The sequence below is a fragment of the Paenirhizobium cremeum genome, assembly GCF_047553425.1.
GTDB lineage: Bacteria > Pseudomonadota > Alphaproteobacteria > Rhizobiales > Rhizobiaceae > Allorhizobium > Allorhizobium cremeum.
This window is the reverse complement of sequence record NZ_CP180217.1, coordinates 1,294,253-1,319,359: the sequence shown is the minus strand read 5'-3', so window position 1 is coordinate 1,319,359 and position 25,107 is coordinate 1,294,253. Positions and strand designations below refer to the sequence as shown.

Genomic DNA, 25,107 nt, shown 5'->3' with positions numbered 1-25,107 from the left:
CCGCCCGTATTGCCTTATTCCGCAGCCGGAGCGTTCTCGGCCGAAGCGAGATCCTGCAGCATCGGAGTGGCGATATCCGCACCCGTACCCTTGCGGCGTTCCTCGAGAATGAGGTCGTCGCGAGCCGTCGCGATGCGGCGGATCTGGGTCATGGTGCCGCCCGTACCGGCCGGGATCAGACGGCCGACAATGACGTTTTCCTTCAGGCCCTGCAGCGTGTCGGTCTTGCCGGCGATCGCAGCTTCCGTGAGAACCTTGGTGGTTTCCTGGAAGGATGCGGCCGAAATGAACGACGGGGTCTGCAGCGAGGCCTTGGTGATGCCGAGGAGAACGGGCTCGCCGTAAGCCGGCTTCTTGCCTTCCTCGATCAGGCGCTCGTTGACCTCGTCCAGTTCGATGCGGTCGACATTGTCGCCCACGATGTACTGGCTGTCGCCGGACTCGGTGATCTCGACCTTCTGCAGCATCTGGCGAACGATCACCTCGATGTGCTTGTCGTTGATGACAACGCCCTGCAGTCGGTAGACTTCCTGGATTTCGTTGACCAGGTACGAGGCGAGTGCCTCGACGCCCTTGATCGCCAGGATGTCGTGCGGAGCCGGGTTACCGTCGAGGATGTAATCACCCTTTTCGATATAGTCGCCGTCCTGAAGGTGGAAGGGCTTGCCCTTCGGGATCAGGTACTCGACAGGCTCGACACCGTCTTCCGCCGGCTCGATGATGACGCGACGCTTGTTCTTGTAGTCGCGGCCGAGGCGGATCGTACCATCGATCTCTGCGATGATGGCGTGATCCTTCGGACGGCGAGCCTCGAACAGTTCGGCAACGCGCGGCAGACCACCGGTGATGTCCTTGGTCTTGGCGCTTTCGAGCGGCGAACGGGCCAGAACGTCACCCTGGGAGACCTTCTGGCCGGGTTCGACCGACAGGATCGCGTCGACCGAGAGCTGGAACCGGGCTTCGCCGCCACGGGCAAGCTTCAGCACATTGCCAGCGGCATCCTTGATGACGATGGCCGGCTTGAGGTCCGAACCACGCGGGGTCGAACGCCAGTCGATGACCTGACGCTTGGTGATGCCGGTCGACTCGTCGGTCGCTTCCGAAACGGAGAGACCGTCGACGACATCCTCGAAGTGCACGATACCCTCGACTTCCGTCATCATCGGACGGGTGTAGGCATCCCACTCTGCGAGACGCTGACCGCGACGAACCTTGTCGCCGTCATCCACGAAGACCTTCGAACCGTAGGCGACACGCTGCGACGAGCGCTCGACACCGCGTTCGTCCAGGATGGTGATCGCCATGTTGCGGCCCATGGCAATGAGATTGCCCTCGGAATTGCGCAACAGGTTGCGGTTCTTGATCGCGATCGTACCTTCGTACGATGCTTCAAGGAACGACTGGTCGACCACGTTGGCGGTACCGCCAAGGTGGAAGGTACGCATGGTGAGCTGCGTGCCCGGTTCACCGATCGACTGCGCGGCGATAACGCCGACGGCTTCGCCCATGTTGACCGGCGTACCACGAGCCAGGTCGCGGCCGTAGCAGACCGAGCAGACGCCCGTCTGGATTTCGCAGGTCAGTGCCGAACGGATACGAACCGACTGGATACCCGCCTTCTCGATCTCGGCGACATCGGCCTCGACGATCATCCGGCCAGCATCGACAATGCGTTCGCCGGTAATCGGGTTGTCGATGTTGTCGAGCGCGGTGCGGCCGAGGATGCGGGCGCCGAGCGACGCCACGACCTGACCGGCATCGACGATCGCCGTCATGGTGAGGCCCTTGTCGGTGCCGCAATCCGGCGAGTTGACGATGCAGTCCTGGGCCACGTCGACGAGACGACGGGTCAGGTAACCCGAGTTCGCAGTCTTCAGGGCGGTATCTGCCAGACCCTTACGGGCGCCGTGAGTCGAGTTGAAGTACTCGTTCACGGTCAGGCCTTCCTTGAAGTTCGAGATGATCGGCGTCTCGATGATTTCACCCGACGGCTTGGCCATGAGGCCACGCATGCCGCCCAGCTGGCGCATCTGGTTCGGAGAACCACGGGCACCCGAGTGGGACATCATGTAGATCGAGTTCATCGGCTTCTGGCGACCCGTTTCCGGATCGAATTCGACGGCCTTAATGCGGGCCATCATTTCTTCAGCGACCTTTTCGGTTGCCTTGCCCCAGGCGTCAACGACCTTGTTGTACTTCTCGCCCTGGGTGATCAGGCCGTCGTTGTACTGCTGTTCGTATTCCTTCACCAGGGCTTCGGTATCGCCGACGATCTTAACCTTGGTGTCCGGAATGACCATGTCGTCCTTGCCGAACGAAATGCCGGCGCGGCAGGCGTGAGCGAAACCGAGCTGCATGATGCGGTCGCAGAAGATGACCGTGTCCTTCTGGCCGCAATGACGATAGACCGTGTCGATCATCTTGGAGATGTTCTTCTTGGTCATTTCCTGATTGCAGATGTCGAAGGGAACGTTGACGTTCTTCGGCAGCAGCTCACCGATAATCAGACGACCCGGAGTGGTGTCGTAGATCTTCGAAACCGGGTTGCCTTCGGCGTCCACGGTCTTGAAGCGGCCCTTGATCTTGGCGTGCAGCGTGACGACCTTGTTTTCCAGAGCATGGTGCAGTTCGCCCATGTCGGAGAAGGCCATGCCCTCGCCCGGCTCGTTCTGGTTCATGATCGACAGATAATAGAGGCCGAGAACCATGTCCTGCGACGGAACGATGATCGGTGCACCGTTTGCCGGATGCAGGATGTTGTTCGTCGACATCATCAGCACGCGGGCTTCAAGCTGGGCTTCGAGCGACAGCGGCACGTGAACGGCCATCTGGTCGCCGTCGAAGTCGGCGTTGAAGGCCGTGCAGACGAGCGGATGCAGCTGGATGGCCTTGCCTTCGACCAGGGTCGGTTCGAAGGCCTGGATGCCCAGGCGGTGCAGCGTCGGCGCGCGGTTCAGGAGAACCGGATGCTCGCGGATGACCTCGTCGAGGATATCCCAGACTTCCGGCTTTTCCTTTTCGACCAGCTTCTTGGCCTGCTTGACGGTCGAGGAGTAACCCTTGGCGTCGAGGCGGGCATAGATGAACGGCTTGAACAGTTCGAGCGCCATCTTCTTCGGCAGGCCGCACTGGTGCAGCTTCAGCTCCGGACCGGTCACGATGACCGAACGGCCGGAATAGTCGACGCGCTTGCCGAGCAGGTTCTGGCGGAAGCGGCCCTGCTTGCCCTTGAGCATGTCGGACAGCGACTTCAGCGGACGCTTATTGGCGCCGGTGATGACGCGGCCACGGCGGCCGTTGTCGAAGAGCGCGTCCACAGATTCCTGCAGCATGCGCTTTTCGTTGCGGATGATGATGCCCGGAGCGCGCAGTTCGATCAGGCGCTTCAGACGGTTGTTACGGTTGATGACGCGGCGATAGAGATCGTTCAGGTCCGACGTCGCGAAACGGCCGCCATCGAGCGGAACCAGCGGGCGCAGGTCCGGCGGGATGACCGGGACGACCTTCATAATCATCCATTCCGGACGGTTGCCGGATTCCATGAAGTTCTCGACGATCTTCAGGCGCTTCATCAGCTTCTTCTGCTTGAGATCCGACGTCGTGTCGGCAAGCTCGGAGCGCAGATCGCCGGCGATCTTCTCGAGGTTCATCGAAGCGAGCATTTCATAGATGGCTTCAGCACCGATCATGGCGGTGAACTGGTCCTCGCCGAACTCGTCGACGGCCATCATGTATTCTTCTTCGCTGAGAAGCTGGTTTTCCTTGAGCGAGGTCAGGCCCGGCTCGGTCACGATGTAATTCTCGAAATAGAGAACGCGCTCGACATCCTTCAGCGTCATGTCGAGCAGCGTCGAAATGCGCGAGGGAAGCGACTTCAGGAACCAGATGTGGGCGACGGGCGCTGCAAGCTCGATGTGGCCCATGCGCTCGCGGCGAACGCGCGACAGCGTGACTTCGACGCCGCACTTTTCGCAGATGATGCCCTTGTACTTCATGCGCTTGTACTTGCCGCACAGGCACTCGTAGTCCTTGATCGGTCCGAAGATGCGCGCGCAGAACAGGCCGTCACGCTCGGGCTTGAACGTGCGGTAGTTGATGGTCTCGGGCTTCTTGATCTCGCCATAGGACCAAGACAGGATCTTTTCCGGGCTCGCGATCGAGATCCGGATGGAATCGAAGTGCTGTGCCGGCACCTGCGGGTTGAAAAGGTTCATGACCTCTTGGTTCATGCCTATCTCCTTAACGGGCGATGTGCCCTTGCTTGGCACTGAAAGCGGCGAATTCCCGGGCCACCGCATCAGGCCTTAGAATGACAATAACCGCGAAATGCGGCGAAACTCCCTGCCCTGGCCGAAAGACGATCCTGCCGGGGCGGGATACGTGCGCTGCCTCATGACAGCGCACGCCTTGTCAAAACGTCACTCCGCCGCGTCGGGCAGGCTGGCCTCGGGCGAGTTCTCGACCTTGGAGTTCTCAAGCTCGACGCTGAGACCCAGCGACCGCATTTCCTTGACGAGAACGTTGAAGCTCTCCGGAATGCCGGCCTCGAAGGTATCGTCGCCACGGACGATCGCTTCGTAGACCTTGGTGCGGCCGGCCACGTCGTCCGACTTCACCGTCAGCATTTCCTGCAGGGTGTAGGCGGCGCCGTAGGCTTCCAGTGCCCAGACTTCCATTTCCCCGAAGCGCTGACCGCCGAACTGCGCCTTGCCGCCCAGCGGCTGCTGGGTAACGAGCGAGTAAGGACCGATCGAACGGGCGTGGATCTTGTCGTCGACCAGGTGGTTGAGCTTGATCATGTACATGTAGCCCACGGTCACCTTACGGTCGAAGGGCTCGCCGGTACGACCATCGTACAGCACCGACTGACCCGACGAATGCAGGCCGGCGCGCGTCAGCATGGACGCGACGTCGGGCTCATGCGCACCGTCGAAGACCGGCGTCGCAATCGAAACACCGCGCTTCGACTGCTCGGCAAGACGGACCAGCGACTCGTCGTCGAACAAGGAGACCTCGTCCTTCGCCTGGCTCGCATAGACTTCCGTCAGCTCCTTCTTGAGCTCGGTGATGTCGTTCGACTGCTTGTACTCCTCGAGCATCTGGCCGATGCGCTTGCCCATGCCGGCGCAAGCCCAGGCGAGGTGCGTCTCGAGGATCTGGCCGACGTTCATGCGCGACGGCACGCCGAGCGGGTTCAGCACCACGTCGACATGGGTACCGTCCTCGAGGAACGGCATGTCCTCGATCGGCAGGATGCGCGAAACCACGCCCTTGTTGCCGTGACGGCCGGCCATCTTGTCACCCGGCTGGATCTTGCGCTTAACGGCGATGAAGACCTTGACCATCTTCATCACGCCCGGAGGCATTTCGTCACCGCGCTGGACCTTCTCGACCTTGTCCATGAAGCGCTGTTCGAGACGCGACTTCGATTCGTCGTACTGGCTGCGAAGCGCTTCGATCTCGCCCTGGACCTTTTCGTCCTCGACGGCGAACATCCACCACTGCGAGCGCGGATATTCCGAAACGACGGCGTTCGAAAGCTCGACGCCCTTCTTGAAGCCTTTCGGACCGGCAACCGATACCTGCCCGCGCAGCATGTCGAGCAGGCGGCCGTAGACGTTACGGTCGAGGATCGCCTGTTCGTCGTCACGGTCCTTGGCGAGACGCTCGATCTCCTCGCGCTCGATCGCCATCGCACGTTCGTCCTTTTCGACGCCATGGCGGTTGAACACGCGGACTTCCACGACCGTGCCGAAGGTGCCCGGCGGCATGCGCATGGACGTGTCGCGCACGTCGGACGCCTTTTCGCCGAAGATGGCACGCAGAAGCTTTTCTTCCGGCGTCATCGGGCTTTCGCCCTTCGGCGTGATCTTGCCGACGAGAATGTCGCCCGGCTGAACTTCCGCACCGATGTAGACGATGCCGGCTTCGTCGAGATTCTTCAGCGCCTCTTCCGAAACGTTCGGAATATCGCGGGTGATTTCTTCCGGACCAAGCTTCGTGTCACGGGCCATCACTTCGAATTCCTCGATGTGAATGGAGGTGAACACGTCGTCGGCTACGATGCGCTCGGAGAGCAGGATCGAGTCTTCGTAGTTGTAGCCGTTCCACGGCATGAACGCGACGAGCGCGTTGCGGCCGAGCGCCAGGTCGCCCAGATCGGTCGACGGACCGTCGGCGATGATGTCACCCTTGTTGATGACGTCACCGACGGACACCAGCGGACGCTGGTTGACGCAGGTGTTCTGGTTCGAACGCTGGAACTTCATCAGACGATAGATATCGACGCCGGACTTCGAGGGATCGAGATCCTCCGTGGCGCGGATAACGATACGGGTCGCATCGATCTGGTCGACCACACCGCCGCGGCGGGCCGCGATGGCCGCGCCGGAATCGCGCGCGACGATCGGTTCCATGCCGGTACCGACGAACGGAGCTTCCGCCCGCAGGAGCGGCACGGCCTGACGCTGCATGTTCGAGCCCATGAGAGCGCGGTTGGCGTCGTCGTTTTCCAGGAACGGAATGAGAGCGGCCGCGACGGAGACGAGCTGCTTCGGCGAAACGTCCATCAGGTTGATGTTGTCACGCGGAGCAAGCATAACTTCGCCGGCATGACGGCAAACGACGAACTCTTCGACGAACTGGCCGTCGGAGGTGAGCTCGGAGTTGGCCTGCGCGACGTAGTACTTCGCTTCTTCCATGGCCGAAAGATAGACAACGTCCGTCGTTACCTTGCCGTCCACGATCTTGCGGTACGGGCTTTCGATGAAGCCGTACTTGTTGACGCGGGCGAAGGTGGCGAGCGAGTTGATAAGACCGATGTTCGGTCCCTCAGGCGTCTCGATCGGGCAAATACGGCCGTAATGGGTCGGGTGAACGTCGCGGACTTCGAAGCCGGCGCGCTCGCGGGTCAGACCACCCGGGCCAAGAGCCGAAAGACGGCGCTTGTGGGTGATTTCCGAGAGCGGGTTCACCTGGTCCATGAACTGCGACAGCTGCGAGGAACCGAAGAACTCGCGGACTGCGGCGGCAGCCGGCTTGGCGTTGATCAGGTCCTGCGGCATGACGGTGTCGATCTCGATCGAGGACATGCGTTCCTTGATCGCGCGCTCCATGCGCAGCAGGCCGAGGCGATACTGGTTTTCCATCAGTTCGCCGACGGAACGGACACGACGGTTGCCGAGGTTGTCGATGTCGTCGATCTCGCCCTTGCCGTCGCGCAACTCGACCAGCATCTTGACCACGGCCAGGATGTCTTCCTTGCGCAGGATGCGAACCGTGTCCTCGACGCTGAGGTCGAGACGCATGTTCATCTTGACACGGCCGACGGCCGAAAGATCGTAACGCTCTGCGTCGAAGAACAGCGAGTTGAACATGGCTTCCGCGGATTCCATGGTCGGCGGCTCGCCCGGACGCATGACGCGGTAGATATCGAACAGCGCGTCCTGGCGGTTCTCGTTCTTGTCCGCAGCAAGCGTGTTGCGGATGTAGGCGCCGACATTGATGTGGTCGATGCCGAGAACCGGGATTTCATCGAAGCCCGCATCGAGCAGAACCGGCAGGCTCTTCTCGTCGATTTCGTCGCCGGCTTCCATGTAGATCTCACCGGTCGACATGTTGACCATGTCCTCGGCGAGATAGTTGCCATAGAGGTCGTCGTCGGTGGCCTTCAAGGCCTTCAGGCCCTTGTCAGTCAACTGGCGCAGCAGGCGCGGGGTCAGCTTCTTGCCGGCCTCGACCACGACTTCGCCGGTGTCGGCGTCAACCATTTCGGAAATGGTCTTGGCGCCCTTCAGCGTTTCCGGCTGGAAGGGAATGCGCCAGCCCTTGCCGTCGCGGACATAGGTCGACTTGGTATAGAAGGTCGAGAGGATTTCCTCACCGTCCATGCCGAGCGCCATCAGCAGCGAGGTCACGGGGATCTTGCGGCGACGGTCGATACGGGCGTGAACGATGTCCTTGGCGTCGAATTCGATGTCGAGCCAGGAACCGCGATAAGGAATGACGCGGGCGGCAAACAGCAGCTTGCCCGAGGAATGGCTCTTGCCCTTGTCGTGGTCGAAGAACACGCCCGGAGAGCGGTGCATCTGGGACACGATGACGCGTTCGGTACCGTTGACGATGAAGGTACCGTTGTTGGTCATCAGCGGCATGTCGCCCATGTAGACCGACTGTTCCTTGATGTCCTTGATCGAACGGGCACCGGTATCCTCGTCGATATCAAACACGATCAGGCGCAGGGTCACCTTCAGCGGCGCGGCATAGGTCAGGTCGCGCTGACGGCACTCGTCAACGTCGAACTTCGGCGGTTCGAATTCGTAAGAGACGAATTCGAGCATGGAGGCGCCCGAAAAGTCGGTAATCGGGAATACGGACTTGAAAACGGCTTGCAGTCCCTCGTCGGGCCGGCCGCCCTGCGGCTCGTCGACCATGAGGAACTGATCATAAGACGCCTTCTGAACCTCGATCAGGTTCGGCATCTCGGCGACTTCAGGGATTTTTCCGAAAAACTTGCGTACGCGCCTGCGACCATTAAACGAAAGGGTCTGAGCCATCGTCGCTCCTTGTCAATTTGCAACCGGGCCTGCAACGGACGGAACGCGCTGGCCAGGCGGCTCCGTCAATCAATGGATTGTTCAATCTCGTCTCGCGTTCCGAAAACTGCGGCCGGATTGCCGGAGAGTTCGGGGGAGACCATCCTCTTGAAGAACCCATTACCCAAAAGCCGTTTTACCGGCTTTTGGGTAATAGTTTCAGAGGAACAAGCAGCAGGGGAGAGAGCGAAACCGCCCTCTCCCAACCGCCATTTCCGATATTACTTGACGTCGACCTTGGCGCCGGCTTCCTCAAGCTTCTTCTTGAGGTCAGCAGCTTCGCCCTTGGACACGCCTTCCTTGACAGCCTTCGGAGCGCCTTCGACCAGGTCCTTGGCTTCCTTGAGGCCGAGGCCGGTGATGCCGCGGACTTCCTTGATGACGTTGATCTTGTTGGCGCCAGCGTCAACGAGGATAACGTCGAACTCGGTCTTTTCTTCTTCAGCAGCAGCAGCAGCACCGCCGCCGGCAGCAACGGCAGCAACAGCTACCGGAGCAGCAGCCGAAACGCCCCACTTTTCTTCGAGCAGCTTGGAAAGCTCAGCAGCTTCCAGCACGGTGAGAGCAGAGAGGTCTTCTACGATCTTTGCGAGATCAGCCATTTTACTAGTTCCTTTTGTGTTCGGTTCGAACTGGTTTGGTTATGAACAGCGAAAAACCGCCTTAAGCGGCTTCGTCCTTCTTGGCATAGGCCGCGAAAACGCGAGCCAGCTGACCGGCCGGAGCCTGGACAACGCCTGCAATGCGGGTAGCCGGGGTCTGAATCATACCCAGCAGCTTTGCACGCAGTTCGTCCAGCGAAGGCAGGGTCGCAAGCGACTTGACGCCTTCAGCGTTCAGCGTGGTCGAACCCATGGCACCGCCGAGGACAACGAGCTTGTCGTTGGTCTTAGCGAATTCCATGACGACCTTGGGAGCCGTGATCGGGTCATTGCTGAATGCAATCAGCGTCTGTCCCTTGAAGAGATTGCTCATCCCTTCCGACTCCGTGCCCTGAAGAGCGATTTTGGCCAGGCGGTTCTTCGCGACTTTGACGGTGCCGCCAGCAGCGCGCATCTTCGAACGAAAATCGTTCATCTGCGCAACCGTGACACCAGCATAGTGGGCCACGACAACCGAACCGGAAGCCTTGAAGACTTCGTTCAGCTCCGTGACGAATTCGCGCTTTTCCGCTCTTTCCACTGTCTGTCTCCAGTTGACGGGACCGCAATCCTGCAGGCCCCATCGGGTTTGCCTTTTGCCTCAAGGGATCCAAACTCGTCAGATCCCAAGCGACGCTTGAGGATCCTGTCCCCTCGCACTGTCACCCGAAGGCTCCAGGCACAAGGCACACTAGGCTCGAACCGACACTTCAGCGGCGCCTGACGCGCCTTAGAAAAATCTCGGGTCTTACCCGTCTCATGCCGGCATATATTAAGGCCGAAGCCACCAGCAATCTCGGACAGGAAATCCGGGTTTCCCCGGATACTCCCGGCCCCGAAGGACCGGGAATTCTTTAAGTCCGGAATCCCGAGGGATTCCGGAGAAAAATCAGGCCGTAACCGTGGCCGGGTCGATCTTGACGCCCGGACCCATGGTCGAGGAGATAGCCACGCGCTTGACGTAGTTACCCTTGGCGCCAGCCGGCTTCGCCTTGATGACGGCGTCAGCGAAGGCCTTGATGTTTTCTTCGAGCGCCTTGGCGTCGAAGGAAGCCTTGCCGATACCGGCATGAATGATACCGGCCTTTTCGACACGGAACTCGACGGCGCCGCCCTTGGATGCCTTGACGGCGCCCGTGACGTCCATGGTGACCGTGCCGACCTTCGGGTTCGGCATCATGCCGCGCGGGCCGAGAACCTTACCGAGACGACCGACGAGCGGCATCATGTCCGGGGTGGCGATGCAGCGATCGAAGTCGATTTTGCCGCCCTGAACGATTTCGACCAGGTCTTCGGCGCCAACGATATCCGCACCGGCGGCCTTGGCTTCGTCAGCCTTGGCGCCGCGGGCGAAAACGGCGACGCGAACGTCACGGCCGGTGCCGTTCGGCAGATTGACAACGCCACGGACCATCTGGTCGGCATGACGCGGATCGACGCCGAGGTTCATGGCGATTTCGATGGTTTCGTCGAACTTGGCGACGGCGCGTTCCTTGACCATGACGATAGCGTCGGTCAGGGCAACGAGCTTGGTCGGATCAACGCCTTCGCGGATCTTCTGAATGCGCTTTGCGAGCTTAGCCATGATCAACCTACCACTTCCAGGCCCATGGAGCGGGCAGAGCCCTCGACCATTGCCATTGCGCCTTCGATGTCGGCAGCGTTCAGGTCTTTCATCTTGCCTTCGGCGATCGCACGGACCTGAGCCTTGGTGATGGTACCGACCTTCGCACCCTTGCCCGGCGTCTTGGAGCCGGAGGTGATCTTTGCTTCCTTCTTCAGCCAGTAGGTAACCGGCGGCTGCTTCATTGCGAAGGTGAAGGACTTGTCCTGGTAATAGGTGATGACGACCGGGATCGGCATACCCTTTTCCATTTCCTGCGTGGCGGCATTGAACGCCTTGCAGAATTCCATGATGTTAATGCCACGCTGACCGAGCGCAGGACCAATCGGCGGGGACGGGTTAGCCGATCCTGCCTTGACCTGCAGCTTGAGCTGGCCTGCAACTTTCTTAGCCATTTCTCTCTGCCTTTCTACTCGGACCGGTTACCCGGCCCACCTATGCCGGCAATGCCGGCGGCTGCGGTTGCGTGGTACGTCTGGACGACCCGGCTTCAGGCCGCCATCCTCCCACGCGGATCGGGGAGTTACCTCCCCTCTTCCGATCAGACCTTTTCGACCTGACCGTATTCCAGCTCGACGGGGGTCGCACGACCGAAGATCGAAACCTCGACCTTGAGACGCGACCGCTCTTCGTCGACATCCTGAACAATGCCGTTGAACGAGGCAAAAGGACCGTCGGAAACGCGGACCTGTTCGCCGATCTCGAAGGAAACGGACGACTTGGGCCGCTCGACACCTTCCTGGACCTGGCCAAGAATGCGCTCGGCTTCATAATCCGGAATCGGAACCGGCTTATTGTCGGAACCGAGGAAACCCGTCACCTTCGGAGTATTCTTGATCAGATGGTAGGCTTCGTCCGTCAGGTTCGCCCGCACCAGCACATAGCCGGGGAAGAACTTGCGCTCGCTGTCCACCTTGCGGCCGCGACGGACCTCAACCACCTTCTCGGTCGGCACCAGGATCTTTTCAAAGAGATGCTCAAGGCCCTTCTGCCTAGCCTTCTCCTCGATGGATTCCGCCACCTTCTTTTCAAAATTGGAATAAGCGTGGACGATATACCAACGCGCCGCCATGTTCGTCTCCGCCCTAAATTAATTGCCGAGGCTCAGAACGAGTCTGAGCAGCCAACCGATCAACTGGTCGGCGGCAAAGAAAAACAGCGAGGCAAAAACGACCATGGCTAGAACCATAGCGGTCGAAATCATGGTTTCGCGGCGCGACGGCCACGTCACCTTGGACGTCTCGGAGCGCACCTGCTGCAGAAACGCGAATGGATTTGCCTTGGATGCCATTTAATGCCCACGCATTTACGGCGCGTAAAGCCGAACTAATCAGCCCCACGCACCGCGTGTCTGTTTGAACCCTACATAAAGGCCGATTCCCAATTTAACAAGAGGGAATTCGACCTTTAGCGACATTTTGGCCAATACCCGCCCGGAGCCTATCGTCGCTGAAATGCTAGCGCCGAACCGGACATGGCAGGGGCAGAGGGGCTCGAACCCCCGACCTGCGGTTTTGGAGACCGCCGCTCTACCAACTGAGCTATACCCCTAAGCCGTTCCCCACAAGCTGCGATTCCGCACCGCCGCTTGCGAGCTTGGCGCTCTTTAAGGTGCCTCGACGAGAATGGCAAGCAGGTTTTTGTTTTTTCCCAATCGCCTGCGGCGAATTTTCGTCACGCGCCGTTTCCGGAGGCCGACCGCCACGCCCTTTCCACCGATGCAGGAGGCGGAGTTCAGGCGCAATAGCCTAAGTCAACGTAATCCTGTAGAATTTGGTATCCACGGCCATGCGTGGAAAACGGTCCGGCAGGGTATCGGCGCCGACCTCGACGAACCCGTTCTTTTCGTAGAAGCGGTGCGCCGCGAGAAACTTCGCCGTCGTCCCCAGATAGACCTCTCTGATGCCTCTGGCCGTCGCCTCGGCGAGCAGCCCCTTCAGCAGCGCCGCCGCCACGCCGAACTCCCGGCCGCGCCATGCCTCGGCGACGAACATCTTGCGAAGCGCCGCCTGCCCCTCGCCAATGTCCTTGAGGCCAATCGTACCAACCACGGTGCCCGCGACCTTGGCGACCCAGAAATCGCCGCTTCCGACCTGATAGAAGCCGGGAATATCGCGCAGGTCAGGCTGATCGGCGGCGGTGATCGGAATGCCGAACTCCTCACGCTGGATCGGCAGAATGACATCGACCACGCCCTGCACGTCCCCTTCCGAAAATCGGCTGATTACCACTTCGCTCATAGTTCACCTCGCCCCTCTCAATCTACCCTCAAACGAAAAACCCCGCTGTTTCCAGCGGGGTTTCCTGCAATCCCGTGAAGGACAGCAATTACTCGATGATGGAGGCGACGATGCCGGCGCCGACGTTCAAATCGCGCTTGCGCGCCATTTGAACAGTTCTAGTGCCGTCGGCAGCTTACGCCATCGCCCCCGTCCATCATCACTCGATGATGGAGGCGACGATGCCGGCGCCGACGGTGCGGCCGCCTTCGCGGATCGCGAAGCGCAGCTTTTCTTCCATCGCGATCGGAACGATCAGCTCGACGTCAACGGTCACGTTGTCGCCCGGCATGACCATTTCCGTGCCTTCCGGAAGCGTCACGATGCCCGTCACGTCCGTCGTGCGGAAGTAGAACTGCGGACGGTAGTTCGTGAAGAACGGCGTATGACGGCCGCCTTCTTCCTTCGTCAGGATGTAGGCTTCGGCCTTGAACTTCTTGTGCGGCTTCACAGAGCCCGGCTTGCACAGGATCTGGCCACGCTCGACGCCGTTGCGGTCCACACCGCGAAGCAGCGCGCCGATGTTGTCGCCGGCCTGGCCCTGGTCCAGAAGCTTGCGGAACATTTCAACGCCCGTGCAGGTCGACTTGATGGTCGGACGGATGCCGACGATCTCGACTTCTTCACCGACCTTGATGATACCGCGCTCGACGCGGCCCGTCACAACCGTACCACGGCCAGAGATCGAGAACACGTCTTCGATCGGCATCAGGAACGGCTGGTCGATCGGGCGTTCCGGCGTCGGGATGTAGGCGTCGACGGCTTCCATCAGCGCGCGGATCGCGTTCTCGCCGATTTCCTTGTTCGAGTCTTCCAGAGCAGCAAGAGCAGAGCCCTTGATGACCGGGATGTCGTCGCCCGGGAAGTCGTAGGACGACAGAAGTTCGCGAACTTCAAGCTCGACAAGCTCCAGAAGTTCCGCGTCGTCGACCTGGTCGACCTTGTTCAGGAACACCACGATCGCCGGAACGCCGACCTGACGGGCCAGCAGGATGTGCTCGCGGGTCTGCGGCATCGGACCGTCGGCTGCCGAGCATACCAGGATCGCGCCGTCCATCTGCGCAGCACCCGTAATCATGTTCTTGACGTAGTCGGCGTGGCCGGGGCAGTCAACGTGGGCGTAGTGACGGTTGGCCGTCTCGTACTCAACGTGCGCCGTCGAGATCGTGATGCCGCGCGCCTTTTCTTCCGGAGCCGCGTCAATCTGGTCATAGGCCTTGAACTCACCGAAAAACTTCGTGATCGCTGCCGTCAGAGACGTCTTGCCATGGTCAACGTGGCCGATCGTGCCAATGTTAACGTGCGGCTTCGTGCGCTCAAACTTACTCTTTGCCATTTGAATGCTTCCTATGATCGAAATGGGTTGCCCCGGCGAACCGGTTTGGTCCCGCCGTTTAAGGCTTTCGCGGGAATTGCGCAAGACTTAATTGTTTTCGCTTGGAGGCGCCATCGAATCACCGGGAAGCTGCGGCGATGCGCGTGCCCGAGACAAAGATCGCCATGGGGCGATGCACTGGCAGGCGCCAGAAAAACAACAACTTAGCGAAATGAGGGAACTGGAGCGGGTAGCGGGAATCGAACCCGCGTATTCAGCTTGGAAGGCTGCTGCTCTACCATTGAGCTATACCCGCGGTGTTCGATCCGAGAACGAATGGTGGAGAGAGTTGGATTTGAACCAACGTAGGCGAAGCCAACGGATTTACAGTCCGTCCCCTTTAACCACTCGGGCATCTCTCCAGTTTTTCGTCCGGATCAGCGACCAAGCTTTTCAGTCGAGATCTGCGAGGCGTTTGCCCCGTGATCTGCGGCGGGTATATGACCGCCCTTCCCGCTCATGTCAACACGATGAAGGACGAAAATTTTCGAATTTTTTCATCGGGCCTGTGGACGGGCGTCGCCGGCGCGGGTCTATCGCCCGCGATCTCCTGCCGTTATAAGGACGCATGGCAAAAGATCCGAAAAACGACAAATCCGCCCGCGACAGCCACTATGCAACCCTGCGCCGCCAGGTGCGCGACGCCAAGCGCGAAAGGGGCGAAATTCCAACCCCTTTGCAGCCGAAACGCCGCAAGGCGGCCGGCGACTGGACGCCGCCGCAGCTTTCGCCGGACCAGGTGCAGCTTTACGGCCTGCACACTGTGCGGGCAGCGATCGACAATCCCGAGCGCAAGCTAATCAAGCTCTCGGTCACGCAGAACGCGCTGGCGCGACTGGATATCGGACCGGTCGAGGAACTCGGCTTTCCTGTGGAAATCGTCAGCCCCCAGGATCTCGACAAGATGCTCGGGCCCGATGCCATCCACCAGGGCGTGATGCTGGAGACGCGCCCCCTGCCAGTCCGCAGGCTGGAGGCGCTGAAGGACAGTCCTCTTCTTCTGGTTCTCGACCAAGTGACCGATCCGCACAATGTCGGCGCCATCATGCGTTCGGCCGTCGCCTTCGGTGCCGGCGCGGTCATCACCACGATGCGGCACAGCCCGACGGAATCCGGCGTACTGGCGAAATCGGCCTCGGGCGCGCTGGAGCTCATTCCCTATATCCAGATCACCAATCTTGCCGATGCGCTGGAAGAACTGCACAAGCTCGGTTTCTTCTCCGTCGGCCTTGATTCGGAAGGGCCTGCCCCGATGGAGGAAACCCTTTCCGGCGACCGGATCGCGCTGGTGCTCGGCTCCGAAGGCAAGGGCCTTCGCCAGAAAACCCGCGATACCGTCAGCGCGCTTGCCCGTCTCGACATGCCGGGCGCGATCAAATCGCTCAACGTATCGAACGCGGCGGCGATAGCACTCTATGCCACCCGCCAGCACCTTATGAAGCGGAAGGCATGATCGTCGTCTTCACCGACCTCGACGGAACGCTGCTCGACCACGACAGTTATTCCTTCGAGCCGGCGAGACCCGCACTTCGCCTGCTGGCCGAACGGGGGATTCCGCTCATTCTTGCGAGCAGCAAGACGGAAGCGGAAATGCGCCCGATCGCGGAGGCGATCGGCATAGACCATCCGATGATCGTCGAGAACGGCGCCGGGATCGCCAACCTGCCCGGTCATGAAGCCGAGGCCGCGAATCATTACGAATCCTTGCGGGCGTTTCTTCATGACCTGCCTGAAGACCTCACCGGCCTCTTCAACGGGTTCGGCGACTGGAGCGACGAAGAGGTGGCCCGCAAAACCGGTCTGCCGCTTTCCGCAGCGCGGCTGGCGCGGCAGCGCCGTTTTTCGGAGCCGGGGCTTTTTTCCGGAGACGCCCGCCAGAAGGCCGCGTTCACCCGGCTCGTCGAGACCGCGGGGTATCGGGCGGTTCAGGGCGGTCGCTTCCTAACCCTGATGCCGGACACATCGAAAGCCGAACGCATGGCCACCATTGTCGCCCATTACCGGCAGGTCAGCGACGAAGACGCCCATTCGATCGCGCTCGGCGACGCGCCGAACGACCTTGCCATGCTCGAAGCGGCGGATATCGGTGTCATCATCGCCAATCCATCACATGAAGCACTTCCCGTCACGGAACGGGAAAGACGCGGCTTCATCCTGCGCTCGCCCAAGGCGGGTCCCGCAGGCTGGAACCACATGATCCACCAACTCGTTGAAACGGGGTTTTAGACGCACGGCCGCAACCGTGCCTTTTTCAGAAAGGATTAGATATGGCGGATTTCCATCAGAACGGGGTGGTTGCCACCCTGCATAATCTGCGTGAGCGCTCGATCGAACGCATGGAACGGGAACTCGCGATCTACGCGGCCAATCGTCCCGTCACCCTGGTCATCCCCTCCCTCTATTCCGAACTCGAGGCGCCGGCCCTCGACCATATCGTCAGCGAGATTTCGCAGGTTCCCTATATCTCGGAAGTCGTGATCGGCCTCGACCAGGCCGACCGCGAACAGTTTGCCCACGCCAAGAGCTATTTTTCCCGCCTGCCGCAAGTCCATTCGATTCTCTGGCACGACGGCCCGCGGCTTCGCGCGATCGACGCGCAATTGGCCGAAGCCGATCTCGCTCCAGACCAGCCGGGCAAGGGCCGCAATGTCTGGTATTGCATGGGATATGTGCTCGGTGCCCGCAATTCCGGGGTCGTCGCGCTGCACGATGCCGATATCGTCACCTATTCCCGCGAGATGCTGGCCCGGCTTGTCTACCCCGTCACCAATCCGAGTTTCCCTTACGTCTTTTCGAAGGGCTACTATCCGCGCATTGCCGATCATTCGCTGAGCGGACGGGTGACACGACTGCTCGTCACGCCGCTGCTCCTCAGCCTCGAACGGGTGATCGGACATCATCCCTATATCGACTATCTCAAGGCTTTCCGTTATCCGCTCGCCGGCGAATTCGCCATGCGCACGCATCTTCTTCCGGATATTCGCATCCCCTCGGACTGGGGGCTCGAAATCGGCGTACTGTCCGAACTCTGGCGCAGCTTTTCGAACAACGCCATCTGCCAGGTCGACATCGCAGACAGCTACGATCACAAGCACCAGCCTCTTTCGGCGGAAGATGCCTCCGCCGGGCTCTCGCGCATGTCGACCGACATCGCCAAAGCGCTTCTGCGCAAGCTTGCCACCGATGGGGTCGTCTTCAGCCAGGAGAGCCTGCGCACGCTGAAAGCGACTTATTTCCGCAATGCCCTCGATCTCGTGGAAATCTACCACAACGACGCTCGAATGAACGGGCTGACCACCGACCGGCACCGCGAGGAACTGGCTGTCGAACTGTTTGCCGCAAATCTCGTCGAGGCCGGCAACGCCTTTCTCGACAATCCGAACAGCACGCCCTTCATGCCAAGCTGGAACCGGGTGCAAAGCGCCCTGCCCGACTTCATCCGGGAGATGCATGAAGCCGTCCGGGCGGACAAGGAGGAAGACTGACCTACCCTGCCCGCCAGGAGGTCAGGCCGCCGCCGGATGGAAACGAGTGACCGCCAGATAGCCGGCGGCAAGAAAGGCAAGGAGCACAAGGCCCTGCGCGGCGGCAAACGGCGGCTCCGAGCCTGTGGGCGCCAGTGCATTCAGCGCCGGAACCTTGGCGAAGGCCTGCGCGACAAGGACGAAGACGTTGAAATAAAGCGAAATCGTCGAACAGACGACGAAGATGACACGCCAGCGACCGGCCAGATGAAACCGGTAGAGCGCGACGATTGCCGCAACGAGCGTCACGATCACGATAACGCCTACCCCGATTGCCGGCGTAAAACCGGTGAACGGGAATAGAAAGCCGGTTAGCACGGTAGCCAGGGTGCTGATGAGAAACGCCGACGTCCAGCGGGACATGCGGTTCGATGTCAGCCAGCCACGCAGAACGACAAGCCCCGTCGCAATGCCGACGAGGCTCAACAATACGTGAAAGAGGGTGAAAGGCGTCATTCCGAAGATCATCATGAAGCTCCGTCATAAAATGCCGTGCTTCACTAAACGCCCAAGAATGCCGCCTGTAAATTGCGATTCACTGCCGAAACGCAATTTTCTGTTGATAAGAAAGCCGGAACCCGGCCGTCAGGCCTTCTTGAGGAACTCGGTGCGCAACACCAGACCCTTGATCTTGGCATGGCGGCATTCGACTTCGGCCGGATCGTCGGTCAGGTGGATGCCCTTGATCATGGTGCCGCGCTTCAGCGTCTCGGACGTGCCCTTGACCTTGAGATCCTTGATGAGCGTGACGTTGTCGCCCTCGTTGAGCACCGTTCCGTTTGAATCCCTGACTTCCATGGCATTTCTCCTGTTTGGTCTTCCGCCGGCTTATCGGCGCGAAGCCCGGCTGTCCAGCGCGCGGCGGGAGAATAATCCGGAGCGCAGTCACGAAAACGAGGCGTGAATCTGAGGACAAATGATGGAACAGGTCCACTAGCGGGAGAAAGTACGAACCAGTTTTGGTCAACGGTGCTTGAAATGAGCATCAGGTGATACGGCGCGGGAAGATCCTCGGACCAAACCGCGCGATTGCTCCCATGGCATCTGGGTTGGGGATTACGTTTCACCAGTTGCGACAACTCTCTCTTCCGAGCAATAGCAGGCATGCAGGCGGGCGTTCGACAGGCTGACGGAGCCCCACCTCAGAAGTGCGGGGTGTCACCCTGTGGGCGTCTTTATATGGAAAACCACTTGGATTTGAACCTGGCCCGTCTGGGCTACTTGGCTGAGCCGAAAACCACGATCAGCGCACAGATTAGCGAGCTGAATGCGAACACAAAAATCGATGCATAGATAAGACCATTAGCCCACTCTGTGGTGGGATCCAAATACCTACGAAGATAGCGACTGATCGCATAGAGCCGTCGATGACGGATGTGGCCAACAAGCGCGCCCCTTACGCGACTGGTAACGTCGAGCATTCTCATAGACGCAATCAAATGTCCTCCAGCTATCAAGCACATGCTGAAAATTGCGCAGAAGAGCATTATTTTCGCGGCGAGCACGGCTGATGCGCTCGGCTTCTCTATCTGGCCTGAAAGTAGTGTCAGACATGCGAGAATTGCAGCGCCATTAACGAGGATCATGCTCCGGAGAGCCTCCATAGATAGCTGCAAAAGCGAACCAACACTGCGCTCGTACCACTCAGTCCACATAGTACGAAGGCCGTCATTGAAGGCGCGGCGATTGCGCACGAAGTCAGTCTGGCTGTCGTGATAGCTCTTCGCCGCCAACCAGTCGCGCGGCCAATCATACTTTCCGTCCGAGGTCCTGTTCTCAAATATCTGTACGCGGTGGAATTCCAGATAGGTCTCCAGCTGCTCGATCGATGTCTCCGCGTGATATCCCCGCCGCCAAAGCTCAAGTATCGTGCTCCATTGACGGTGAACTGATGCATTGATGCTGATCTCGTCAGGTGGGAGTGCTGGTTCAAAACCGGTGAAGGTGATATTCTGGCTCATACACGCCTCGGATGCGCGACAGGATTGGGTCGTCGCGCCACTATATGAAGGCTCCATGCTGCAAACCATGTCGCAGGGATTTGCCGGAACTGCAAGCGTTTACCGGATAACCAAGGAAACGAATGCAACATGAGGCCTTCGATCGAAGGCAATTTCACACAACGACAACAACCAATTGAATTGTTCAGAGATTTTTGGTGCCCCCGGCAGGGTTCGAACCCGCGACCCCCTGATTACAAATCAGGTGCTCTACCAACTGAGCTACAAGGGCATTGATGGCCGTCAATAAGGGCAAATCGATCCGCGGTAAAGGAAAAATTCTCGTGATGGTTAGGCGGCATGGTGAACGGGCGCGACGATGCGTCCGGCGCCGCGGCCCGGATGGACGGAACCGCCGACGGCGCGAAACGCCTTGTCGCTGCCGGCCTTTATCATGTACGACAGGCGCACATTCAAAGGGCCGTCCATGTCTCGCTCGTTCCGCTCGCTTTCCTTCCTTGCCTCCAATACCGACGAGGCCCAGGCCTCCCGCGAGGAGTTGATTCGCCTCTACGGCAATGTCGAACCGAGGCAAGCCGATGTCGTCGTGGCGCTCGGCGGCGACGGCTTCATGCTGCAAACGCTGCACGAGACGATGAATTCCGGCAAGCTTGTCTACGGCATGAACCGCGGCTCGGTCGGTTTCCTGATGAACGACTATTCGACCGAAAACCTGTGCGAGCGGATCGCCGCGGCGGTCGAGAACGACTTCCATCCCCTGAAAATGACGACGACCAATGCCGACGGGACGACGTCGATCGCGCTCGCGATCAACGAAGTCTCCCTGCTGCGCCAATCCTACCAGGCCGCCAAGCTGAAGGTCATCATCGACGGCCAGGTGCGACTGGAGGAGCTGATCTGCGACGGCGTGATGGTGGCGACGCCTGCCGGTTCGACCGCATACAATCTTTCCGCCCATGGCCCCATCCTGCCGCTGGAAGCGCCGCTTCTGGCGCTCACCCCGGTCAGCGCCTTTCGTCCCCGCCGCTGGCGCGGCGCGCTGCTGCCGAACAAGGTGAGCGTCGATATCATCGTGCTGGAGGCCGAGAAGCGGCCGGTCAATGCCGTTGCCGATCATACGGAAGTGAAGTCGGTCGTGCGCGTGCAGATCGCCCAGTCCCAGGACACCACCGCCCGCATCCTGTCCGATCCAGACAGATCGTGGTCCGACCGCATCCTCGCCGAACAGTTTTCGAACTGAGGGAGATCCCATGCCCCGTTCCCAGTTTCTCCGAATCGGGCTTGCGGCCCTGCTCCTCTCCAGCACCGGCGCGAAGGCGGACGATATCGACCAGCTGCCGGTGACCGCCACCTTCGTCATCAGCGGTGGCTTCTGGGAAGGCGACGCGGAGATCGAGAGCGCACCCGACGTTGGCGGCAATGGCGCGACCTCGCCTGCGCCGGAAGAACAGCCGGCGCCGCAGACCTCCGAAAAGGCAGAGCCACAGCGCGGCTACTACAAACTCGTCGCCATTCGCCAGCCGGACCGGACGGCGAAGATCTACCTGCAGCAGATCCTCCTGACCGATAGCGGGCCGAAGGTGCTGGAAAGCGTGGAACTGGAGGAGTTTTCGGCGATCAAAGCCTATGTCACCGATATCCGGCCGGAGGATTCGACCGGCGTCACTCGCCAGCCCGGCCTCTTCGCGACGGTCTATCTGAAGACCGATCCCCAGCAGTTGGAGCCGGAAGGCTGGACCGTGCTGATCGACGAATTCGGCGATATCAGGGTCGAGCGCGAGACGAACTGACCGGGAGGTCACGTCGTGAGGACCGCCTCAACGTTTGCCGAAAGCCCTGAGGAAGGTATGGACGGCGTTTTTCGCCAATCCGGCCAGTTCGCTCTCCGGTATCGGGATGCCGAGCTGCAGGTCGGCGCGCACATCCGACATCACCAGCGCCATGAATTGGCGGGCGGCCAGCGACGGGTCCTCGACATCGAGATAACCGCCATGGGCGAGCTGAGCGAAGCGGGCGGCCATTGCCGGATGCTTACGGCCCGGCCCGTATTCACGCCATGTGGTGAAAAGCTCGGGATGGCGCGCGCCTTCGAGTGACAGCAGGCGCAACAGCCATCGCCCGCTCGGCTCGCACACGGCAACCTTCAGGAGACGGGTGGCGAAGGCGCAAAGATCGGCCTCAAGATCCTTCGGCGTATCGGGAAAAGTCTCGAGAACGGCGAAGAAACCCGCGCTGGAACGCTGGGTGATATCCGTCACGACCGCCCGGAAGACTTTTTCCTTGTCACCGATCTGATTGTAAACCGTCTGGCGGGACACATTCGCGCGGGCAGCGATCGCATCGATGCTCGCGCCCGAATAGCCGCTTTCGGAAAAGATCGCGGCAGCGGCATCTATGATGGCATCACGCTTGGTGCGGCTGCCTGTGTCCATGCTTTGCGGGAGATTCGGGGCGTGATGCATCTGATCCATGCCTCACCATAGAGGGGCTTGACTAATTGGACAATTGTGTCCAATATTTTTTACATAAAAGTTCACTTCATTGCGCGGCCTTTCCGCGCCCATTGTCAAACACTTTTCCGTCCTTCTCCCCCTCCGCGGCAAATGCCCCGGCGACGCAAAGGTTTTTTCATGCTCCAGAAATCCCCTCCCTCCACTCAACACCCGGCCTCACTCCCCATCGTCCTTGGATTGCTGACGGCGATCGGGCTTTTCGCAATCGACATGTATCTGCCGTCACTGCCGGAAATCGGCGTCGGTCTCAATGCTGACAGTGGAGCCGTGCAGGCGAGCCTCATTTCCTTCTTCGTCGCGATGGGACTGTCGCAACTCGTCTACGGACCGGTTTCCGACATGATCGGCCGCAAGAAGCCGCTATTCTTCGGCCTTTCACTCTTCGCCATCGGCGCAATCGGCTGCGCGCTCTCGCCATCGGTCGAGTGGCTGATCGGTTTCCGGGCCCTGCAGGGCGTCGGCGCCTGTGCCGGCACCGTCCTTTGCCGGGCGATTGTCCGCGACCTCTTCACCGGCGTCGCCGCCGCCCATCTGATGTCGCGGCTGATGCTGGTCTTCAGCGTATCTCCCATCCTGGCACCGCTCGCCGGCAGCATGATTACGGCTTTCGGCAGCTGGCGCATCATTTTTTGGGTCATGGTCGCAACCGCGGCGCTGGGCATGATCCTTGCCGCTCTGCTTCTGCCGGAAACACGCTCGCCAGAAGCCCGCAGCGAGAGCAGTCTCGGCAGTGCGCTTTCCTCCTACGGCGTCCTGCTGCGCGACCCCTATTATCTCGGCCTCGTTCTGATCGCCTCCTTCGGCATGTCGAGCTACATGATCTATGTGGCCAACTCGTCCTTCATCCTGATCGAGCATTACGGCCTGACGCCGGGATATTACAGCGTGCTGTTCTCGCTGAATGCCATCTCCTTCATCAGCGCCTCGCAGATGAACGGCCGCCTGTCCCGCCGTTTCGGCCTGCAGCGACTGATCCGATTCGCGGTCAGCGGTTTTGCGCTTGCGGCGACACTGCTCTTCGTGATGTTCGAATTCGGCTTCGGCAGCCTTCCGCTGATGGCGGCCCTGCTTTTCGTGGCCTACGGTTTTCTCGGCATGGTTATTCCGACATCGGCCGTCCTCGCACTCGAGGCTCATGGCCGCATCGCCGGGACGGCATCAGCCCTGATGGGCACGCTGCAATTCGTCACGGCGTCGAGCGTGATCGGCATCGCGAGCCTGTTCTTCGACGGCACGGCGCTGCCGATGGTCGCAACCATCGCAACATGTTCCCTTACGGTATTGCTGCTCGCGACCGTTACGCTCAGGAGCCCGGCCACGGAAGCCGAGACGACAAGGCCTGCGGAAGAACGGCCATAAACGGAAACGGCGGGGCCCAAACCCCGCCGTCCCTTATCTTCGTTAGGCAACACATCCCCGTCAGTCAACGTCGGCGACGGCATCGGCCTTGCCACTGATGCGGTGCGCAAGGGCAGCTTCCATGAATTCGTTCAGATCGCCGTTCAGCACGGTATCCGGATCGGTGCTTTCGACGCCGGTGCGCAGGTCCTTGACGAGCTGATAGGGCTGCAGAACGTAGGAGCGGATCTGGTGACCCCAGCCGATATCCGTCTTGGACGCGGCTTCGGCATTGGCGGCCGCTTCCCGCTTCATCAATTCGGCCTCGTACATGCGGGCACGCAGCATTTCCCAGGCCTTGGCGCGGTTCTTGTGCTGCGAACGCTCCTGTTGGCAGGCGACAACAATACCGGTCGGAATGTGCGTGATACGCACCGCCGAATCGGTCGTGTTGACGTGCTGACCGCCGGCGCCCGACGAACGATAGGTATCGATGCGGCAATCGCTTTCGTTGATCTCGATGGTGATCGAGTCATCGACGACCGGATAGACCCAGACCGACGAGAAGGACGTGTGCCGACGCGCGTTCGAGTCATAAGGTGAGATGCGCACGAGACGATGAACACCGGACTCGGTCTTCGCCCAGCCATAGGCATTGTGGCCCTTGATGAGGATCGTCGCGGACTTGATGCCGGCTTCTTCGCCGTCATGCACTTCCAGCACCTCGACCTTGAAGCCCTGCTTTTCCGCCCAGCGGATGTACATGCGCAGCAGCATGTTGGCCCAGTCCTGGGACTCCGTGCCACCGGCGCCGGAATGAACTTCCAGATAGGTGTCGTTGCCGTCGGCTTCGCCGGATAGCATGGCCTCGACCTGCAGGCGGCCGGATTCAGCCTTCAACGCCTTCAGCGCCTGCTCGGCCTCGGTGACAATCGATTCGTCACCCTCTTCCTCGCCCATCTCGATCAGCTCGATGTTGTCCTTCATCTGCTGTTCAAGACGTTTCACGCCTGCGATGCTCTCATCGAGCTGTTGGCGCTCGCGCATGAGCTTCTGCGCTTCCTGGGCATCGTTCCAGAGGTTCGGGTCCTCTGCCTTGTTGTTCAACCAGTCCAGTCGTCTTATCGCCTGGTCCCAGTCAAAGATGCCTCCTCAGCAGGCTTATGGCCTGCTTGATTTCGTCGACTACATTCTCGATTTCTGCACGCATTTCGCTTGATTTCACCTCGGATCGAATTGCTGAGGGGTGAATAGTGTC

22 protein-coding genes and 4 tRNA genes are annotated in these 25,107 nt (G+C 60.2%); 6 read left to right on the top strand and 20 right to left on the bottom strand.

The features are described from left to right. Window positions 1-14: 14 nt before the first annotated feature. The 13 genes from rpoC to ACLBKR_RS06470 all read right to left on the bottom strand — a co-directional run bounded on the left by rpoC (window position 15) and on the right by ACLBKR_RS06470 (window position 14,875). A complete protein-coding gene (gene rpoC / locus ACLBKR_RS06530) occupies window positions 15-4,229 on the bottom strand; it encodes a DNA-directed RNA polymerase subunit beta' (RefSeq protein WP_112831862.1) in 4,215 nt (1,404 codons plus the stop codon). 189 nt (window positions 4,230-4,418) lie between these two features. Beyond that, window positions 4,419-8,555, bottom strand: coding sequence for a DNA-directed RNA polymerase subunit beta (rpoB, locus tag ACLBKR_RS06525; RefSeq protein ID WP_112831863.1), 4,137 nt, complete (start codon window positions 8,553-8,555; stop codon window positions 4,419-4,421). Window positions 8,556-8,815: 260 nt separating this feature from the next. Beyond that, on the bottom strand, window positions 8,816-9,196 hold the full coding sequence (gene rplL / locus ACLBKR_RS06520; protein WP_112831864.1) for a 50S ribosomal protein L7/L12: 381 nt from the start codon (window positions 9,194-9,196) through the stop codon (window positions 8,816-8,818). A gap of 61 nt (window positions 9,197-9,257) precedes the next feature. Further along, window positions 9,258-9,776 carry a 50S ribosomal protein L10 gene (rplJ, locus tag ACLBKR_RS06515; RefSeq protein ID WP_112831865.1) on the bottom strand — a complete coding sequence of 173 codons (519 nt, stop codon included), beginning with the start codon at window positions 9,774-9,776 and terminating at the stop codon, window positions 9,258-9,260. A 348-nt stretch (window positions 9,777-10,124) separates the two neighbouring features. Next, complete coding sequence (gene rplA, locus ACLBKR_RS06510) at window positions 10,125-10,820, bottom strand: 50S ribosomal protein L1 (protein WP_112831866.1); 696 nt, start codon at window positions 10,818-10,820, stop codon at window positions 10,125-10,127. A 2-nt stretch (window positions 10,821-10,822) separates the two neighbouring features. Beyond that, complete coding sequence (gene rplK / locus ACLBKR_RS06505; RefSeq protein ID WP_112831867.1) at window positions 10,823-11,254, bottom strand: 50S ribosomal protein L11; 432 nt, start codon at window positions 11,252-11,254, stop codon at window positions 10,823-10,825. A 146-nt stretch (window positions 11,255-11,400) separates the two neighbouring features. Continuing rightward, on the bottom strand, window positions 11,401-11,931 hold the full coding sequence (gene nusG, locus ACLBKR_RS06500) for a transcription termination/antitermination protein NusG (protein ID WP_112831868.1): 531 nt from the start codon (window positions 11,929-11,931) through the stop codon (window positions 11,401-11,403). 18 nt (window positions 11,932-11,949) lie between these two features. Next, window positions 11,950-12,150 (bottom strand): preprotein translocase subunit SecE, encoded by a 201-nt coding sequence (gene secE, locus ACLBKR_RS06495; RefSeq protein ID WP_112831869.1) that lies wholly within the window; start codon window positions 12,148-12,150, stop codon window positions 11,950-11,952. Between the two features lie 184 nt (window positions 12,151-12,334). Next, window positions 12,335-12,410: transfer RNA gene (locus ACLBKR_RS06490), tRNA-Trp, on the bottom strand. 197 nt (window positions 12,411-12,607) lie between these two features. Continuing rightward, the gene (locus tag ACLBKR_RS06485; protein ID WP_113426807.1) at window positions 12,608-13,099 is read right to left on the bottom strand and encodes a GNAT family N-acetyltransferase; all 492 of its coding nucleotides are present in this window, start codon (window positions 13,097-13,099) and stop codon (window positions 12,608-12,610) included. A gap of 199 nt (window positions 13,100-13,298) precedes the next feature. Continuing rightward, window positions 13,299-14,474, bottom strand: coding sequence for an elongation factor Tu (tuf, locus tag ACLBKR_RS06480; RefSeq protein WP_113438755.1), 1,176 nt, complete (start codon window positions 14,472-14,474; stop codon window positions 13,299-13,301). Between the two features lie 221 nt (window positions 14,475-14,695). Beyond that, a tRNA-Gly gene (locus tag ACLBKR_RS06475) sits at window positions 14,696-14,769 on the bottom strand. A 21-nt stretch (window positions 14,770-14,790) separates the two neighbouring features. Beyond that, window positions 14,791-14,875: transfer RNA gene (locus tag ACLBKR_RS06470), tRNA-Tyr, on the bottom strand. A gap of 206 nt (window positions 14,876-15,081) precedes the next feature. Here ACLBKR_RS06470 and rlmB point away from each other — a divergent pair. From rlmB to ACLBKR_RS06455, 3 genes are read left to right on the top strand one after another with little or no spacing between them, the layout of a single operon-like run. Next, entirely contained in the window at window positions 15,082-15,966 is an 885-nt protein-coding gene (rlmB, locus tag ACLBKR_RS06465; RefSeq protein WP_113438009.1) for a 23S rRNA (guanosine(2251)-2'-O)-methyltransferase RlmB, read from the top strand. Then, entirely contained in the window at window positions 15,963-16,739 is a 777-nt protein-coding gene (locus tag ACLBKR_RS06460; RefSeq protein ID WP_113438008.1) for an HAD-IIB family hydrolase, read from the top strand. The genes rlmB and ACLBKR_RS06460 overlap by 4 nt, the downstream gene beginning before the upstream one ends. A gap of 41 nt (window positions 16,740-16,780) precedes the next feature. Beyond that, complete coding sequence (locus ACLBKR_RS06455) at window positions 16,781-17,998, top strand: glycosyl transferase (RefSeq protein WP_414901043.1); 1,218 nt, start codon at window positions 16,781-16,783, stop codon at window positions 17,996-17,998. Between the two features lie 21 nt (window positions 17,999-18,019). On the opposite strand, the gene ACLBKR_RS06450 is transcribed toward ACLBKR_RS06455, so the two are convergent. From ACLBKR_RS06450 to ACLBKR_RS06430, 5 genes are all read right to left on the bottom strand, one after another. Continuing rightward, the gene (locus ACLBKR_RS06450; RefSeq protein WP_414901041.1) at window positions 18,020-18,508 is read right to left on the bottom strand and encodes a hypothetical protein; all 489 of its coding nucleotides are present in this window, start codon (window positions 18,506-18,508) and stop codon (window positions 18,020-18,022) included. Window positions 18,509-18,622: 114 nt separating this feature from the next. Further along, complete coding sequence (locus tag ACLBKR_RS06445) at window positions 18,623-18,835, bottom strand: alkylphosphonate utilization protein (protein ID WP_099057536.1); 213 nt, start codon at window positions 18,833-18,835, stop codon at window positions 18,623-18,625. Window positions 18,836-19,254: 419 nt separating this feature from the next. Then, window positions 19,255-19,998 (bottom strand): hypothetical protein, encoded by a 744-nt coding sequence (locus ACLBKR_RS06440; protein WP_414901039.1) that lies wholly within the window; start codon window positions 19,996-19,998, stop codon window positions 19,255-19,257. A gap of 195 nt (window positions 19,999-20,193) precedes the next feature. Then, window positions 20,194-20,269, bottom strand: a tRNA-Thr gene (locus ACLBKR_RS06435). 59 nt (window positions 20,270-20,328) lie between these two features. After that, a complete protein-coding gene (locus tag ACLBKR_RS06430) occupies window positions 20,329-20,466 on the bottom strand; it encodes a hypothetical protein (protein ID WP_414901037.1) in 138 nt (45 codons plus the stop codon). On the opposite strand from ACLBKR_RS06430, the gene ACLBKR_RS06425 reads away from it, so the two are divergent. Continuing rightward, on the top strand, window positions 20,465-21,238 hold the full coding sequence (locus ACLBKR_RS06425; protein ID WP_112828869.1) for an NAD kinase: 774 nt from the start codon (window positions 20,465-20,467) through the stop codon (window positions 21,236-21,238). The two genes, ACLBKR_RS06430 and ACLBKR_RS06425, sit on opposite strands and share 2 nt — an antisense overlap. 10 nt (window positions 21,239-21,248) lie before the next feature. Continuing rightward, the gene (locus ACLBKR_RS06420) at window positions 21,249-21,788 is read left to right on the top strand and encodes a hypothetical protein (RefSeq protein WP_113425960.1); all 540 of its coding nucleotides are present in this window, start codon (window positions 21,249-21,251) and stop codon (window positions 21,786-21,788) included. 27 nt (window positions 21,789-21,815) lie between these two features. Here ACLBKR_RS06420 and ACLBKR_RS06415 read toward each other — a convergent pair whose 3' ends face one another. After that, window positions 21,816-22,430 (bottom strand): TetR/AcrR family transcriptional regulator, encoded by a 615-nt coding sequence (locus ACLBKR_RS06415; RefSeq protein WP_414901034.1) that lies wholly within the window; start codon window positions 22,428-22,430, stop codon window positions 21,816-21,818. A 198-nt stretch (window positions 22,431-22,628) separates the two neighbouring features. Here ACLBKR_RS06415 and ACLBKR_RS06410 point away from each other — a divergent pair, with 198 nt between their 5' ends. Continuing rightward, complete coding sequence (locus ACLBKR_RS06410; protein WP_113448701.1) at window positions 22,629-23,870, top strand: multidrug effflux MFS transporter; 1,242 nt, start codon at window positions 22,629-22,631, stop codon at window positions 23,868-23,870. 60 nt (window positions 23,871-23,930) lie between these two features. Here the strand turns inward: ACLBKR_RS06410 and prfB are convergent. Beyond that, window positions 23,931-25,059, bottom strand: a protein-coding gene (gene prfB / locus ACLBKR_RS06405; protein WP_162708228.1) for a peptide chain release factor 2 whose coding sequence is annotated in 2 segments (ribosomal slippage) — window positions 23,931-24,989 and window positions 24,991-25,059 — 1,128 coding nt in all. Because the reading frame shifts where the segments join, the coding sequence is not laid out codon by codon here. Window positions 25,060-25,107 lie beyond the last annotated feature (48 nt).

Coding starts and splice junctions, on each gene's coding strand:
- rpoC (WP_112831862.1), bottom strand. CDS start 4,229: ATGAACCAAGAGGTCATGAACCTTTTCAACCCGCAGGTGCCGGCACAG.
- rpoB (WP_112831863.1), bottom strand. CDS start 8,555: ATGGCTCAGACCCTTTCGTTTAATGGTCGCAGGCGCGTACGCAAGTTT.
- rplL (WP_112831864.1), bottom strand. CDS start 9,196: ATGGCTGATCTCGCAAAGATCGTAGAAGACCTCTCTGCTCTCACCGTG.
- rplA (WP_112831866.1), bottom strand. CDS start 10,820: ATGGCTAAGCTCGCAAAGCGCATTCAGAAGATCCGCGAAGGCGTTGAT.
- rplK (WP_112831867.1), bottom strand. CDS start 11,254: ATGGCTAAGAAAGTTGCAGGCCAGCTCAAGCTGCAGGTCAAGGCAGGA.
- nusG (WP_112831868.1), bottom strand. CDS start 11,931: ATGGCGGCGCGTTGGTATATCGTCCACGCTTATTCCAATTTTGAAAAG.
- secE (WP_112831869.1), bottom strand. CDS start 12,150: ATGGCATCCAAGGCAAATCCATTCGCGTTTCTGCAGCAGGTGCGCTCC.
- ACLBKR_RS06485 (WP_113426807.1), bottom strand. CDS start 13,099: ATGAGCGAAGTGGTAATCAGCCGATTTTCGGAAGGGGACGTGCAGGGC.
- tuf (WP_113438755.1), bottom strand. CDS start 14,474: ATGGCAAAGAGTAAGTTTGAGCGCACGAAGCCGCACGTTAACATTGGC.
- rlmB (WP_113438009.1), top strand. CDS start 15,082: ATGGCAAAAGATCCGAAAAACGACAAATCCGCCCGCGACAGCCACTAT.
- ACLBKR_RS06460 (WP_113438008.1), top strand. CDS start 15,963: ATGATCGTCGTCTTCACCGACCTCGACGGAACGCTGCTCGACCACGAC.
- ACLBKR_RS06455 (WP_414901043.1), top strand. CDS start 16,781: ATGGCGGATTTCCATCAGAACGGGGTGGTTGCCACCCTGCATAATCTG.
- ACLBKR_RS06450 (WP_414901041.1), bottom strand. CDS start 18,508: ATGATGATCTTCGGAATGACGCCTTTCACCCTCTTTCACGTATTGTTG.
- ACLBKR_RS06445 (WP_099057536.1), bottom strand. CDS start 18,835: ATGGAAGTCAGGGATTCAAACGGAACGGTGCTCAACGAGGGCGACAAC.
- ACLBKR_RS06440 (WP_414901039.1), bottom strand. CDS start 19,998: ATGAGCCAGAATATCACCTTCACCGGTTTTGAACCAGCACTCCCACCT.
- ACLBKR_RS06425 (WP_112828869.1), top strand. CDS start 20,465: ATGTCTCGCTCGTTCCGCTCGCTTTCCTTCCTTGCCTCCAATACCGAC.
- ACLBKR_RS06430 (WP_414901037.1), bottom strand. CDS start 20,466: ATGGACGGCCCTTTGAATGTGCGCCTGTCGTACATGATAAAGGCCGGC.
- ACLBKR_RS06420 (WP_113425960.1), top strand. CDS start 21,249: ATGCCCCGTTCCCAGTTTCTCCGAATCGGGCTTGCGGCCCTGCTCCTC.
- ACLBKR_RS06415 (WP_414901034.1), bottom strand. CDS start 22,430: ATGGACACAGGCAGCCGCACCAAGCGTGATGCCATCATAGATGCCGCT.
- ACLBKR_RS06410 (WP_113448701.1), top strand. CDS start 22,629: ATGCTCCAGAAATCCCCTCCCTCCACTCAACACCCGGCCTCACTCCCC.